Annotated in this window: 14 protein-coding genes; 3 read left to right on the top strand and 11 right to left on the bottom strand. The window is 71.4% G+C overall.

Annotated elements, in window-relative coordinates; genetic code table 11:
* Position 1 precedes the first annotated feature (1 nt).
* From ACW9TB_RS31240 to ACW9TB_RS31260, 5 genes are all read right to left on the bottom strand, one after another.
* The gene (locus ACW9TB_RS31240) at positions 2 to 1033 is read right to left on the bottom strand and encodes a glycosyltransferase (protein WP_472751682.1); all 1032 of its coding nucleotides are present in this window, start codon (positions 1031 to 1033) and stop codon (positions 2 to 4) included.
* 114 nt (positions 1034 to 1147) lie between these two features.
* Positions 1148 to 2182 (bottom strand): lysylphosphatidylglycerol synthase domain-containing protein, encoded by a 1035-nt coding sequence (locus tag ACW9TB_RS31245; RefSeq protein ID WP_472751683.1) that lies wholly within the window; start codon positions 2180 to 2182, stop codon positions 1148 to 1150.
* Positions 2179 to 3264, bottom strand: coding sequence for a glycosyltransferase family 2 protein (locus tag ACW9TB_RS31250; protein WP_472751684.1), 1086 nt, complete (start codon positions 3262 to 3264; stop codon positions 2179 to 2181). The genes ACW9TB_RS31245 and ACW9TB_RS31250 overlap by 4 nt, the downstream gene beginning before the upstream one ends.
* 18 nt (positions 3265 to 3282) lie before the next feature.
* Complete coding sequence (locus ACW9TB_RS31255; protein WP_472751685.1) at positions 3283 to 4509, bottom strand: endonuclease/exonuclease/phosphatase family protein; 1227 nt, start codon at positions 4507 to 4509, stop codon at positions 3283 to 3285.
* A gap of 24 nt (positions 4510 to 4533) precedes the next feature.
* Positions 4534 to 4707 carry a hypothetical protein gene (locus ACW9TB_RS31260; protein ID WP_472751686.1) on the bottom strand — a complete coding sequence of 58 codons (174 nt, stop codon included), beginning with the start codon at positions 4705 to 4707 and terminating at the stop codon, positions 4534 to 4536.
* A gap of 151 nt (positions 4708 to 4858) precedes the next feature.
* Here ACW9TB_RS31260 and ACW9TB_RS31265 point away from each other — a divergent pair, with 151 nt between their 5' ends.
* Positions 4859 to 5878, top strand: a complete 1020-nt coding sequence (locus tag ACW9TB_RS31265) for a glycosyltransferase family 2 protein (protein WP_472751687.1) — start codon at positions 4859 to 4861, stop codon at positions 5876 to 5878.
* 125 nt (positions 5879 to 6003) lie between these two features.
* Here ACW9TB_RS31265 and ACW9TB_RS31270 read toward each other — a convergent pair whose 3' ends face one another.
* The 5 genes from ACW9TB_RS31270 to ACW9TB_RS31290 form a co-directional block, all read right to left on the bottom strand.
* Positions 6004 to 7470 (bottom strand): DUF4192 domain-containing protein, encoded by a 1467-nt coding sequence (locus ACW9TB_RS31270; protein WP_472751688.1) that lies wholly within the window; start codon positions 7468 to 7470, stop codon positions 6004 to 6006.
* A gap of 131 nt (positions 7471 to 7601) precedes the next feature.
* Positions 7602 to 8402, bottom strand: coding sequence for an EI24 domain-containing protein (locus tag ACW9TB_RS31275; protein WP_472751689.1), 801 nt, complete (start codon positions 8400 to 8402; stop codon positions 7602 to 7604).
* A 130-nt stretch (positions 8403 to 8532) separates the two neighbouring features.
* Positions 8533 to 9126 carry a Maf family protein gene (locus ACW9TB_RS31280; protein ID WP_472751690.1) on the bottom strand — a complete coding sequence of 198 codons (594 nt, stop codon included), beginning with the start codon at positions 9124 to 9126 and terminating at the stop codon, positions 8533 to 8535.
* Positions 9127 to 9297: 171 nt separating this feature from the next.
* Positions 9298 to 11301: an ATP-dependent zinc metalloprotease FtsH gene (ftsH, locus tag ACW9TB_RS31285; protein ID WP_472751691.1), complete on the bottom strand. Its 2004-nt coding sequence runs from the start codon at positions 11299 to 11301 to the stop codon at positions 9298 to 9300.
* 239 nt (positions 11302 to 11540) lie between these two features.
* Positions 11541 to 12458, bottom strand: a complete 918-nt coding sequence (locus ACW9TB_RS31290; protein WP_472751692.1) for a hypothetical protein — start codon at positions 12456 to 12458, stop codon at positions 11541 to 11543.
* Here ACW9TB_RS31290 and ACW9TB_RS31295 point away from each other — a divergent pair.
* Together ACW9TB_RS31295 and ACW9TB_RS31300 are read left to right on the top strand one after the other, a co-directional pair.
* Positions 12442 to 12570: a hypothetical protein gene (locus ACW9TB_RS31295; RefSeq protein WP_472751693.1), complete on the top strand. Its 129-nt coding sequence runs from the start codon at positions 12442 to 12444 to the stop codon at positions 12568 to 12570. The genes ACW9TB_RS31290 and ACW9TB_RS31295 overlap by 17 nt on opposite strands.
* A 131-nt stretch (positions 12571 to 12701) precedes the next feature.
* Positions 12702 to 13709, top strand: a complete 1008-nt coding sequence (locus ACW9TB_RS31300; RefSeq protein WP_472751694.1) for a DUF3616 domain-containing protein — start codon at positions 12702 to 12704, stop codon at positions 13707 to 13709.
* A 49-nt stretch (positions 13710 to 13758) separates the two neighbouring features.
* Here the strand turns inward: ACW9TB_RS31300 and ACW9TB_RS31305 are convergent, their stop codons facing one another.
* A complete protein-coding gene (locus tag ACW9TB_RS31305; RefSeq protein WP_472751695.1) occupies positions 13759 to 14484 on the bottom strand; it encodes a peptidyl-tRNA hydrolase in 726 nt (241 codons plus the stop codon).
* Positions 14485 to 14512: the final 28 nt, after the last annotated feature.

Consider the following 14512-nt stretch of genomic DNA (forward strand, 5'->3'; position numbering starts at 1 on the left):
CTCACGCCCCCATCGCCGGCGCGGACGCCTCCGGCATGTCGTAGGTGTGCCGGAACTTGCTGGACAGCACGCACTGCGCGGCGCCGACGAACACCGCCAGCGCGACGGTGACGTTCACCAGGAAGTGGACCGCGGTGAAGTAGACGGTGAACGCCGCACCGGCGTAACCCCAGACGAAGCGGTACATCCCCAGGTCGGAGGCGATGGAGCCGATCAGCAGCAGGAGCGGCACGAGCAGCCAGAGCGGGCCGAACAGCACCGGCAGCGCCAGGGTGACCACCGCGAACAGGGCGGCGAGCGACCCCCAGCCCCGGCTGCTGTTGGTCGGGCCGCCGTTGAAGTCCGGCCGGCGCAGGTACAGCGGGATGTGCAGGCGCGCGCGGTGGAAGAACTTCGACAGCACCACGCTCAGCTTGTCGTCGTGGTCGTGCGCGCCCCTGATCGCGGTGTCCAGCACGATCCGGTACCGCTGGGTGATCCGGTGGCCGTAGTCGGCGTTCTCGCTGTGGCGCAACGCCGGGTTGAGCGGGCCGATCTCGTGGAAGACCCTGGTCCACATCGCGAAGATCGCCGAGTAGATCGTGGTGATGTCGCCCGCGTCACCGGAGATCCAGTAGTGCAGCTGAAGGCTGCGGTAGCGCTCCACGCGGCTGTCGGGGATCAGCGGCTCCGGCTCGTACGTGCCGCAGACCACGCCCAGCGTGGGATCGGACGTGAGCAGCGCCACCGCGTTCCCGATCGTGTCGGGGGTGAGCGCCACATCCGAGTCGAGGAAGAACAGCACCTCCCCGCGCGCGAGCTCGACGCCGAGGTTGCGCGCCGCGGGCGCCCCGATGTTGGTGTCGGTGACCAGCACCCGCACCCCGTGCCGGTGGGCTATCTCCACCGAGTCGTCGGTGCTCCGGTCGTCGACGACGATCACTTCGATGTTGGGGTAGTCCTGCCGCTCCAGCGCGCTCAGGCACAGGTCCAGCGTACGGGCGTAGTTGTAGTTGGGAATGATGACCGAGACCAGTGGCCGCTGCTCATCCATGGTCGATGACCCCTTCGGGTTGGCGGGCGCCCGCCGGCCGGGAGGGGACCCGCCCGGCGGACGCTCGCACGCGTTGGTCTGTTCCGATGCTTGACATGGGCTGGTGGCTGGTGGCTACTTGTCTCCCGCCGGGGCCGGTTCCGTCACCGTCACGGGCTCCGGGGCCGGCTCGGGCTCCGGGACCGGGACCGGGTTGCGCCGGAGGACGATCTCGGCCACCGCCAGCGCCGTCGCGCCCAGCGCCACCTCGCTGACCGTGGAGATCAGCCTGCTGGCCACCGCCACCACCGCGGCCGCCGGCGCGGGCAGCACCACCGTGAGGGCCGCGGTCAGCACCGCCTCGCGGACGCCGATCCCGTCGGGCATCACGACCGTCAGCATCCCGACCGTCGTGGCCAGGGTGAACGCGCCCACACACAATCCCAGGGAGGGCATCGGGTCGGCTCCCATCGCGACCGCCAGCAGCCACAGGTGCAGGCCGGTCACCAGCCACGACACCGCCTGCGCGACGACCGCCAGCCGTATCCCCCGGGACGAGGCCGTCCTGGTCGGGTCGGGCCGGCGCAGCAACCGCAGCACCAGGTGCGCGGCGTGGTTGACCAGCTGCGGCCGTACCAGCACGACCACGATCAGCACGGTCGCCGCCGCCACCAGCCAGGCCACCTGGGTGCCGATCATGTGCACCCCCGCGAGCAGCCCGATCGTGAGCCCGGTCAGCAGGACCAGGCTCATGCTCAGCGCCGCCGTGCCCATCAGCCGCCCGAGGCTGACGCCGTTGGCCGTGGCCACCTTGGTCGCGGCGATCAGGCCGGGCACCTTCCCCGGCACGTACTTGCTCAGGAACGTCACGAAGAAGACGCGCGCCACCCGTGGCTCGCCGACCGGCGGGCCGAGCTCGAACAGCACCGCCCGCCACGCCAGATAGCCGAACCCCAGCCCGGCCATGCTGGTCAGCAGCGCACCGGCCAGCAGGAGGCCGATCTGCCCGCCGTCGCTCCTGGCGAGCACGACGGAGACCACGCTCCAGTCCTGCCCGGCCAGTGCCATCGCCACCGCGCCCACCAGGACCAGTGCGAACACCGCGATCAGGGCTCGCACGAGCGCGCGGGGCAGCCGCCACGGCGGGCGCCACGGCCGGCTCTCGGTCACTCGGGCGCACCGGCCGGGGAGACCGGGGTCAGGCCGGTCTTGGCCGGGTGCCCCTGGCGGCGAAGCAGCTCGTAGACGAGCCTCGGCAGCCCCGCACCGGCCCCGAGGAAGAACGCCGTGTGGTAGCAGAACTGCATCACGGCCATCTGGAACGCGAAGCCCACGCCCCGGTACCGGTGGGAGTATCGGAGGAAGTCACGGTTCACCGTCACAAACGCCGCCAGCAGCAGCGCGAGCACCACGAGCAGCCACGGCACGAAGAAGACGAACGGCAGCGTGAACAGGCTCAGCGCCGCCGAGACGGAGGAGATCCTCGGCGGCAGGCGGCGGGTGCGGGGATCCGGCCCGATCATGTCCAGCCGGAACCCGATCGTGTCGTCGTCGTACAGCCGCCGCGCCCTCAGCATGATCACCGGCAGGGTGCTGGCCCTGACGAACCGCTCCCACATGCACTCCCAGAACCGGTCGACGTCGTCCGCCTTGGTGACCACGGTCGCGGTCACCACCAGCCGGTACTTGGAGGGCACCCGGTTGCCGAACTCGAAGTCCTCACCGTCGCGCAGCCGCTCGTCCAGCCCGCCCGCCTCCTGGAAGACCGTACGCGGGATCAGCGAGTTGGACAGGAACGTGGACACCGCCCGCTGGCGGTCGAAGTGCTCAGAGAAGACGCGGTACCTCTCCACCAGGCCGTCGTCGTACAGCGGTTCCTTGTCGTAGATCCCCTGGACCATGCCGCAGTCGGGTGTGTCCCGGTAGGCCCGCACCGCGTTCTGGATGGCGTCCGGGGCCAGCGCCGTGTCGGAGTCGACGAAGAACAGCAGGGGCGAGCTGCTGGAGGCCACCCCGGTGTTGCGGGCCCCCGACGGCCCCTGGTTGGTCGGCAGCTCGACGATCGTGCACGGGAACTCCCGCGCGATCGCCAGCGAGCCGTCCGTGCTGCGGTCGTCGACCACGATCACCTCGGCCGGGGGGTACGTCTGCGCGTACACCGCCTCCAGGCAGGCTCGGAGGGTCTTCTTCTTGTTGTAGTTGGGCACGATGACCGCGACGTCCTCGGGCCGCGCCGTCGCCGGTTCCGTCATGTGACTTCCTTCCGCGGCTCAGTGGCCGACCGATAGAACCGTTTGTTGGGGGCGGTGGTCGGACAGTCCGGCGGCCCCGGGCATCTCGTAGCTGTGCACGGCGACGTCCGGCGTGGTGAACACCCAGTCGATCCGCCAGAGCTCGGCGGTTCCGGCGAGGTAGGTGGCCGGGTAGAGGGATGGCAGCGCCTGGGTGTGGCCGACCAGCTTCTCCGGCAGCAGCCGGAGCATCCCCATCGCCGGGGTGGTGTTCAGGTCACCGGCGAGCACCACCGGGTTGTCGTTGGCCTCGATGTCGGTGCGAAGCGCCCGGTAGCTCGCCTCCCGCCTGCTGTGGGCGTACTGGTTGGAGTCGCGGGTCTCGCCGTCGTACAGCCGCCACCCGGTCGGGGGCTGGTTGACCTGGGTGTTGTAGAAGGAGACGACCTCGCCGTTCACCTGGATGTCGGTGCGCAGCGTCTCGACCGTGTAGGAGGTCGGCCAGGACCGCATCACCTCCGGTATCGCCTTCTGGTCGTCGGGCAGCCACGGGGTCATGTCGAGCCCGCGCTGACCGACGATGGGAAGGCGGGAGAGCGTGATCAGCTCCCCGGACGTCGCGACCTCGTATCCCGGGAACTCGCGTCGCAGCTCCGGCAGCTTGTCGATGCGGAGCGCCATGTCGGCCGTCCACTTCGACGTCATCATGTCCCCCACCGAGGTGTCGACGTACAGGTACTCCGCGAGCAGGTAGACGTCCGCGTCCATCTTGCGCAGATAGTCGTAGAAGTTGGGTGAGTAGCTGTTCCCGTCGGAGGTGCGCCAGTCCTGGTCCCAGAACTCGGTGTTCCACGCGGCCATCTTGATGGCCCCGGGCGGCGCGGGCGGCGGGGTGTACCAGAGGGTCGCCACGTTGATCCCGCTCTGTCCCGCGCCGAGCACCAGGGTGAACAGCAGCGTCGGGATGACCCGCCAGCGCACCGGGCGCGCCAGCGGCGCCACCACCAGCACCAGCACCGGAACCGCCACGAACATGAACGGCGGCATCAGGTCGAGCGGGGCCCACAGCGAGGTGCGGCCGCTCAGCAGCAGATGCGCGACCACGAAGAGCAGCCACCCCGTGGTGGCGGTCACCACCAGCCGGGTGCCCAGGCACCACCGCCGCCTCGGCCGGACGAACCGGCCAAGGCGAACCCGCCAGCCGTCCGGCTTCTCGGGGGGGACATCCGTTGGCTGGTCCTCGGTCATGATGTCCCGGTCGCCCATCTGCACACCACCTCGGCACGTAGGTCAGGCCGGCGACAGCCGTTGACGATCCGCGATCACTTCCAGCGGTACCTCAACGTACTGACCGGTTCTTGTCGCTTCCTTGTCGTCCGCGCCCTGGATCGTGGAGATCACATAGGCCGCAGGAACGGAACCGTATGACATGGCGGACGGCTCGACAAGAATGAGACAAGCCACCGCGACTAGCGTGGGCCGGAAGCAAAAGGGGTCGGAGGTCGGGCGACGAGCCACGGCCGGTCGACCGAAGACCCACCGGGGCAGCCCGCCCTAATCATCGGCCAACACCCAGCGGTTCGGAAAGAGCGGCCTTCAGCCAATGGAGCGACCCATGAGTCGAGAACGCCCGCTAGTCTCGGTCATCATCCCCAGCTTCAACCGGTCCCACGTGCTACGCCTGTGCCTGCGTGCGCTGGAGAAGCAGACCTACTCGCCCATCGAGGTCATCGTGGTGGACGACTGCGGCACCGAGGACACGGCGGAGGTGGCGAGGTCGATGGGCGTCACCGGGCTGCGCACCGAGGTCAACAGCGGGGCGTCGACCGCGCGCAACCTCGGCGCGGAGCACTCCCACGGCGAGATCCTGCTCTTCCAGGACGGCGACATCGCCCTCGACCCGGACGCCGTGGAGAACGCGGTGAACATCCTCAGGGCCGAGCCCAAGCTGGGTGCCCTGGGAGGCATCCTGCACCCCGAGCCGCTGGCGGCCCGGACCCTCCCCGCGCAGTATCGCGCGCTGCAGATGTATCACTGGTGGATGCCGACCGACCGGCCGACCCTTGAGCTGCACGCGGCCGTGCTCGCCGTGTCGGCCGAGATCTTCAAGGAGATCGGCCCCTTCAACCCGCACCTGAGCGACACGGTGTCCGCGGACTACCGCTCCCGGCTGATGCGGAAGGGCTACGGGGTGCGCATCACCGACGCCGTCCGTGGCCGGGCCGACCACGACTCCACGATGCGGATGATCCTGAGCAAGGTGTTCCGGCGCGCGCGGGTGAGCGCGCGGGAGTGGACCCGGGGCGAGACGCCGGGCGACTCCGTACCGCGCGCGTTCGGCGGTGTCCTGCTGGTCGCCGCCGTACCGGCGGCCCTGCTGCCGCTGCTGACCGGCCCGGCCGGCGCCGTCGTGTCGCCGCTGCTCGTCGCCGCCGCCGTGGCCCTCGACAACAGCACGTATCGCCGGGTGTTCGCCCGCCGGGGCCTCTCCTTCGGCCTCTACTTCAGCGCCGTCCACCTTCTGGTCACCCTCGTGGGAGCGACGGGGGCGGGAGTCGGCGTGCTCCAGCGTGTCCTGCAGGGAGCGCCGGCCCCTTCCTGGGTCCCCCAGACCGGTGGCGCGAAGAACCAGTGACGCGCCACCGGCCCGGCACCCCGTCGCACCGGCCTCGGAGGGCCCGTGGCGGGCGTCGGGGGCGCGTGGAGGACTGAGCCTGGAGATCCCGCCGCCCCGGGTCGCCGGAACCGGAAGGACCCCCGTCATCCGGTGACCCTGGAGCGCGAAGGACCGGCGGCCGCCTCGCGGCCCGGGCCGCCGGGATCCTCCAGCAGCGCGGCCATCGGGAGCAGCCAGGTCATCCGGGGAGTGCCCATCTCCTGGTCGAGCTCCTCGGGGCTGGGCATCCTGTCGTTGAGCACGTGGGGCGGGACCAGGTGGTGGATCGCGTGCGCGAGCAGGTTGGCCATCGAGTATCCGGGGTCGGCCTCGTGCGCCCGGCTGAGGGCGACGCCCGCCAGCGCGGAGTCTCCCCGCCGCCAGGCGACCAGGCCGAGTAACGAGGCCACCGGAGGCACGAACCTCGGCTCCAGCCTCCGGGTGAGGTCGTGCCAGAGCTTGAGATGCGCGTCGTGGCTCTCGTCGGTGACCAGCGCCCACGCCTCGTCACGGATCCTGATCACCGCCAGGTCGAGCCCCAGTCTGGCCGCCCGCTCCTCGTCGAGCCGCCCTCCCGAGGCGTGGACGGCGATCGCCTCGCGAACCCTGGCCATGCCGTCCGCGACGAACTCCGCCGCGAACCCGTCGGCGTCACGGCATCCGGCGAGCCTGCCGCGCAGCTCCCGCGTGAGACGGCCCGTCGCCTCGCGCATGGCCTCCCGCGCGGGCCCGGTGACCGGGTCGAGCGAGCGCTCCAGGGTCTGCCTGTCCGGCAGGGCGACCAGCCCGTGCATGACCGCCTCGGCGGCGACCGCACCGGCCCGCCGCTCGTACGGCACGCCGTCGGCCGGGCAGCAGTCGGTCCGCGAGCACCCGTACGACCAGTAGCGGCCGTCCTCCACCCGGAGCGCGTCGACGACGGTGAGGTCGCTCCGGCGGAACAGTGCCACGGCCTCGTCGACGGCCGGGGTCACCGTCGGGCCGGAGCCGTAGCCGACCACGACGACCTGGGTGACGCCCTCCTTCCCGAAGAGCGGGGCGATCCGGCCGAGACCGCCGGGGCCCAGGGGCAGGTCCCACCGGACGGTGAGGTGCAGCCTGCTCCTGAGCGGGCTGCCGGTGAGGCCGATGACGACCAGGCTGTCGGCGGGGTGGAACCCCAGCAGGTAGGGGACGGCCCCCAGGACGTCTTCGGTGGAACCGAGCAGGAGCCGGGGCGGCGAAGCGGACGGGGAGGGCGAGCCCGGCGGCTCAAGCGAGGACGGGGACGAGGGCGGGGATGAGGACGGTGGAGGCGGCGCCTCAGGCGAGGGCCGGGACCGTGACGGCGCCTCGGGCGAAGCCGGGAGCGGAGGCTCGGACGAGACCCGGGGCTGAGAAAACGGAACCTCAGGCGAGGCCGGGAGCTGAGAAGACGGAGACGCAGGCGAGGCCGGGAGCTGAGAAAACGGAGACTCGAACGAGTCCGGGGGTTGAGGAGACGAAGACTCAGGCAAGGCCGGAGGGGGAGAGGACGAAGACTCGGACGAGGTCCGGGGGTGAGAGGACGAGGGCGGGGTGTCGGGTGCCATGCCCCGAAGCCTCGCCGGAACCGGGCCACCGCCTCCGCACCGAACCCCCTTCTGTGCACAACCCTCCTCAGCTGTCCACAGCCGACCAGCCGGACCACCCGAAGGGCCGAACAGCCGGTAGGGTCGCGCCCTCAGACACCCCTGTCGACGCGCGGGCTCCCGCCCATGCTTCCCGCCGGGAGGACGGGCGGCGCCAGACGGGTGCGGACCATGATGGCCGCACCGGCCACGGCGGCGGGCATCGCGACCACCGCGACGAACGGGATGAGGAAGAGCAGGAAGAGCAGGACCCCGAAGCCGAGCGCGGGGGCCTTGTTCCCCCTGAGCAGGCCGAAACGGCTCTTGCGCGCCAGCCCTCTGCGCTCAAGGGCCAGCGTGGTCAGCTCGATCGTGAGGAAGAAGCCCGAGACCAGGGCGCCCAGGACCGGAACGACCGTCTGGCCGATCACCGGTACGAAACCGAGGAAGAACAGCGGAACCGTGAACAGCAACAGCCATCCGAGGGTGATCAGGCTGTCCCTGATGGACCGGGGGATCGACTTCCACAGCGGGAGGTCGTAGCCGGTCGGCACCTCCCCGTAGGTCCCCTCCACCTTCTCGGAGAGCTTCTCGTAGAACGGGTCGCCCAGGATGAGGGTGATCGCCGTGAAGGTCACCACCGACAGGATCAGCCCGGCGACGAAGAGCGCCATCCCGACCAGCGCCCGCAGCGCGGTCCGCGCCGCCTCGCCCCATCCGTCGGCGAACGGCGTGCCCCACGCGGCGATGTCCAGCGCGTTCGTGCCGAGGAGGTAGAGGCCGAACGCGTAGAGGGCGAACGCGATCAGCGCCGGGATCAACCCGAACAGCCACCAGCGCGGGTATCGCGCGACCCAGCGCAGCCCCTGGAAGAAAAATCCGATGCCGTCCAGGAAGGAACGGAAATGACCCATGGCGGAAGATTATCGGGATCGGACCTCATCCGGGAGGGCACATCCCCGACGGCACCGGACGTACGGGATGTACGAGACAACAGACGTCAGGGACGCTGCCAGGAACGGTGCGTGTGCGGGACGACAGGCGTCAGGGACGCTGCCAGAGGCTGGGAACGGAGACCCCGAGAGCGCCGAGGAGACGGCGGAGCAGGGGCAGGGAGATGCCCAGGACGTTGCCGTGGTCGCCGTCGATGCCGTCGACGAACCAGCCGCCGCGGCCGTCCAGGGTGAAGGCACCGGCGACGTGGAGGGGCTCGCCGGTGGCGACGTAGGCGGCGATCTCGTCGTCTCCGGGGGTACCGAAGCGCACGACCGTCGCGCCCACCTCCGCGACCTCGCGCCCGTCCGCGGCGTCGACGACGCAGTGGCCGGTGAGCAGGCGTCCCTCGCGTCCGCGCATGTCGCGCCAGCGGGCGACGGCCTCCTCAGGCGAGGACGGCTTGCCGTGGGCGCGGCCGTCGAGTTCGAGCATCGAGTCGCAGCCGATGACCAGCCCGCCGGTCAGACCACCGGCGACCACGGCCGCCTTCGCGCGGGCCAGCGCGAGGCAGAGTTCGCTCGGGCTGTCGGCGGTGACGGCATCCTCGTCCACACCGCTGACGATCACCTTGGGATCGAGTCCGGCGCTGCGGAGCAGGGCGAGGCGGGCGGGCGAGGCGGAGGCGAGGACGATCTGGGTCACGGCGACCGAGCCTAGCGCGGCTCCCCCCGTCCCTTCACCACGGGCGAAGGCACCCAGGCACCACACGAAGATCACCACGCGTGAAAGCCACCGCGCGAAGGTCACCACAGGCGAAAGGCACCGCACGAAGGCCACCACAAGGCGACACAAGGCCACCACACCCGGAAGAGGTCAGGGGTGGGGCGGTGGCGGGAGTTCCGGGGGCGGGTCCGAGGAGGGCAGCCCGGGAGCGGCGTTCCGCGGAAGCCCCGCGGCGGCGTAGGCCTCCGCCTCGCCCAGGGTCTCGTTCTCCAGCAGGGCCGTGGCGATACCGTCCAGGCGGCTCCGGTTCTCCGCCAGGACGGTCTGGGCGACCTCGTAGCACTCCTCCACGATGCGCCGTACCTCCTGGTCCACCGCGGAGAGGGTGTCCGGGGCGGCGGCGGGCTGGCCGTCGGTGGCGGGCAGGACGGTCAGCGGGCCGATCCTGGCGGACATGCCCCAGCGGCCGACCATGCCCCTGGCGATCACGGTGACCTGTTCCAGGTCGTTCTCCGAGCCGGTGGTGACCACGCCGTAGACGACCTGCTCCGCCGCCATGCCGCCAAGGGCTCCGATGATCCGGTCACGCAGGTACTTCTCGTCGTAGGCGTACCGGTCGGTGTCGGGGGTGGAGAGCGTGACGCCGAGCGCCCGCCCGCGCGGGATGATCGAGACCTTCCTGACCGGGTCGGCGCCCGGCTGGAGCATGCCGAGCAGCGCGTGGCCCGCCTCGTGGTACGCGGTGCGCCTCCGCTCGTCCTGCGGGATCACGACGGCGCGGGCCGCGCCGAGCAGGATCTTCTCCAGCGCGTCGGCGAAGTCGGGGGCGTGGACCTTGTCCTGGCCCCGCTTGGCGGCGAGCAGCGCGGCCTCGTTGACCAGGTTGGCCAGATCGGCCCCCGTCATGCCGGGGGTGGTCCTGGCGAGCCGCGCCAGGTCCACGTCGTCGGAGAGCGGCACGCCCCGGCTGTGGACCCGCAGGATCGCCAGCCGCCCGTCGACGTCCGGCACGGACACCACGACGGTACGGTCGAAGCGGCCGGGACGCAGCAACGCCGGGTCGAGGACCTCCGCCCGGTTGGAGGCGGCGATCACGATGACCCCCTCGGAGCCGGTGAAGCCGTCCATCTCGGTGAGGATCTGGTTCAGGGTCTGCTCGCGCTCGTCGTGGCCGCCGATGGTGCTGCCGCCCCTGACCCTGCCGATCGCGTCGATCTCGTCGATGAAGATGATCGACGGCGCGACCTTGCGGGCCTCCTCGAACAGCTCGCGCACCCGCGAGGCCCCGACCCCCACGATCATCTCGATGAACTCCGAGGCGCTCGCCGAGAAAAAGGGCACGTCGGCCTCCCCCGCCACGGCGCGGGCGAGGAGGGTCTTGCCGGTGCCGGGCGGCCCGGCGAGCAGCACGCCCTTGGGCAGCTTCGCCCCCAGCCTCCGGTACTTCTCGGGATCCTTGAGGTAGTCGACCACCTCGGCGACCTCGTTCTCGACCTCGTCGATGCCCGCGACGTCGTCGAAGTCGACCCGGACCTTGGCCGGTTCCACCGGTTTGGCCGCCTTGGACCTGCCGAGGCCGCCGAGACCCCCGAGGCCCCCCATCCCGCCGCTCATCGTGGACGCCGCGCGCCGTACGAACCAGATCCACAGGCCCGCCAGCAGCAGGACCGGGAGCAGGGAGAGCAGGACGTTCGACAGGAGGCCCCCGCTGACGGGCTCGGCCCTGATGTTCACGCCCGTCGCGAGGAGCTGCCGGTAGAGCCCCTCCCGGTCGGCGAAGACCGGCATCTCCGTGGAGAACTTCTCGTACGTGACGTTCCCGCTGTCGGGGTCGCGGGCCTGCTTCCTGAGGGTGCCCTCGATCGACGTGCCGGTGGCGTAGAGCTCCTTGACGTTCCCCGCCCGGACCTGCTGGGTGAACTGGGTGTAGGAGATCGGCTCGGTGGTCTCGCCGAAGAACGAGGAGGCGATGAAGAAGCCCGCGTAGACGATGACCATGGTCATCAGGAAGCGCACCCAGTTGAATCTCGGGCGCTGCGGGGTGGAGGTCCCGCCGTCGGGCAGGCCCTCGGACCGCCAGGGCTTGGGCCCGCTCTCCTTGTCGGGCGTGTCGGGGCCGGACCCCTTGCGTTCCTGAGACGCCGGTCGGCTCACGACTTCCCCCTCGACGGCTCGGGGGGAACCTCTGGCTGGACGGGCGTCCCGGAGGCGCGTCCGGGACGCCCGGCTCAGTCCGGGACCTCGAACCGGGGCCGCCTCCGCCAAAGAGCGGGACCTCGCGCCCGGCGAGCGGGCGGGAGGTCGTCGCGCGTGCGGCGGCGGAGCGCCGGCCGTGAAATTCCCCCGAGTTTCACCAGGTCACACGAACAAGGCGATTCCTGCCCAGGTGCGGCTTACTTCAATCGGAGGGAGGAGACCGCGGTGTTGATGGCGCGCCAGTACTTGCTCTGGGCGTCGGGAATCGTCGCGAAGAGCATCGCGGGCTTGGCGCCGGAGACCTCGGTCACGGCGACGGCGGCCATGGAGGAGCGCGCCTTGCCCTTCAGCTTGTACTTCACCCGGTAGGCGAGCAGCCAGCCGTCCTTGATCGGCTGTGAGGCGGTCCAGGTGATCTTGCCGCCCTTGGGGTGGTGGTTGAGCGTCCACCGGGCGGCCAGCAGCGCGGTGTCCTTGGGCTCCTTCTGCACCAGGATCGGCACCGGGCAGCTCACGAGCATCCCCCGGTGGGCGGCTCCCTTCGCCTTCGGCAGCACCTGCTTGGTGGAGAACGGCGACGCGCCGAAGACCTTCCAGGGCTTGCCCATGCGGATCAGCGACACGCCCGACTTGCCGTCCTGGACGCGGCGCTTGCTCTTGTCGGCCTTGCCGGGGAGGCTTCCGAGCCGCTTGTCGCGCGGCAGGTCGGGCACCCGGGGGTCCTTGAGGGCCGCGATGACGGCGCTGCGGTCGGGCGCGGGCTCGGAGCCGTCGGGCGCCGAGGAGGGGGCGGCCGTCTCCGTGGGGCTCCCCGAGGGGGACGCCGACGCGGAGGGGGTCGCCGAGGGGGTCCCTGAGGGAGTCTCCGAGGGGGACGCCTGCTCCGACGCGGAGGCGGACGGGGTGGACGGCTCCGCCGGGCCTGAACCGGGCGAGGGTGGCGCGGCAGATGGCGCGGCGATCTGCCCCGTCTTTCCCTCGCCCGGTTGATCTGGGGAGCCCGAGGAGACGAAGCCGACCACCGCCGCGACCGCGGCCAGGATCACCGCGACACCCACGGCCAGGATGCGGTAGATCACGCGCATCGGCAGGTCGCCGATGCGTGATCGCTTCACGGGGGAATCCGGCAGCTTCGGGGGGCTCTCCGCCACGATCTTCGGCATCTCCGACGTGGCCGCCTCGGCGGTCACGTATGTCGGCGCGGGACCCGTCTCCCGGGTCCCCTGAGTCCCACCCAACCCATCGAGCACGATCGGGAGCGTACGACAAATCCGGTTTTCCCGTGCGGGATCCCCATCACACTTCGGGAACGAGTACCTTCCTCACCCTTGTGCGAAACATCCTGCGATGATGCCAGGATGTTCGTGGAACGCCAGGTGGAGCTCAGGTTCGACGTCTCCTCACGCGAGGCGAGAACGCACACCAACCTGTCAGCCGTACGCACCGATGCCCTGGGACTCTGGCTGGCCGGTGACGAGACCGCCACCGTCGAACATCTGGCGTTCCGCGCCGGACGCTACGACGACCAGCGCACCTTCTTCCTCGCCGATTTCGTGGACCTGCCCGCCGGGCGTGACGAGGAGGCCGACATCGAGGGCCTGGGCCGGGCGGACGGCTGGCTCTGGGTGATCGGGTCGCACAGCCTCAAGCGCAGGCGGGTCAAGAAGGGGCACCCGCCGCACAAGGCCCGCCGCCGCCTCGGCAGCGTGGTGCGCGAGGAGAACCGCTACATCCTCGTACGGCTGCCGCTCGTGGGCGCCACCCCGGTCCGTGAGGACGGCGCCCGCAGGGCGGAGATCCTGTCGGGCCCCGGCCGGAACCTGGCCGACCTGCTGGCGGACGACCCGCACCTCGCCCCCTTCGTCGCGATTCCCAGCAAGGACAACGGGCTGGACATCGAGGGCATCGCCATGCTCGACGGCCGCCTGTTCGTCGGCCTGCGCGGCCCGGTGCTGCGCGGCTGGGCCGCCCTGCTGGAGATCCGGCCGGAGAGCGACCCCCGGCGTCCCGGCAGCCTGAGGCTCGCCCCCATCGACGGCAGGCCGTACCGGACGCACTTCCTGAACCTCGGCGGGCTCGGTGTCCGCGACATGTGCCCGTACGGGGACGGGCTGCTGATCCTCGCCGGGCCGACCATGAGCCTGGACGGCCCGGTCCGGGTGCTGCGCTGGGACCCGGAGGACGGGCCGTCGGTGCGGCACGAGCTGGATCTCGTCGGCGACCTGCCGCACGGGGACGGGAACGACCACCCCGAGGGGATCACCGTGCTCGACGGCGAGCGCCTCCTGGTGGTCCACGACAGCCCGTCTGAGGCGCGGCTCACCCCCGAGGGCGGCGTGCTCGCCGACATCGTCAGGCTGCCCTGACCCGGACGCCCTCAGCTCCCCCGCACGGCCACGGGGTTCCATACAAAACTCAGTGGCCGTCCCCGCGCAGCCACGGGGCGTCCGCGACGACCGTACGGGAGCCGGGCTCGATCTCGGTGAACCCGGCGTCCCTGACCACCGGCAGTCCCGAGGCGACCAGCCCGGCCCACGCGGCGGACTCGGCGGTGCGCACGGAGACCGCCAGGCCCTTGTCCCGCCAGGCCCTCCTGGCGTCGTTCCCACTCGCCTGCCAGGCGAGCTGGGCGGCGTGCCCGGCCTGGGCCATGGCCTTGCCCGCCGACATCGTCAGGCCGGGGTTGAGCCAGAGCACCACGTCTCCCGGCGGTCCCGGCGCGGAGGAGTCGGCGAGTTCGGTACCGGAGACCTGGAGCCTGGAGAGGTCCCTGGGCCAGCCGTCCAGCGGGACCGGCGGGTGGACGCGGACCTCGGCGGTGCCCGAGGTGACGGTGACACCGGGCAGGTCGAGCACCCTGCGCCACTCCGCCCCGCGCGCCCGCCGGACGACCTTCCTGAACCGGCTGCCGTCCCAGACCCGTACCGCCCCGGCCCACTCGCCGCCGTCGAGGGCGCGCGGGTCGTCGAGCAGCGCCAGTACGGCCAGGGACGCGGCCTCCAGGGCGTCGGTCCGCTCGGGCGGCGCGGAGCGCTCGATGCGCACCACGAGCGGGAGGACCCTCCTGTCCCGGTCCACGTCCCCGCCCGCCGCCTCTGCCTCGCGCCCTGTCCGCGTCGCGTCGTCCCCGGTACCGGTCATACGCTCTCCCCCGGCCACCGCGCGTCCG

Source organism: Streptosporangium sp. H13245 (assembly GCF_055690525.1).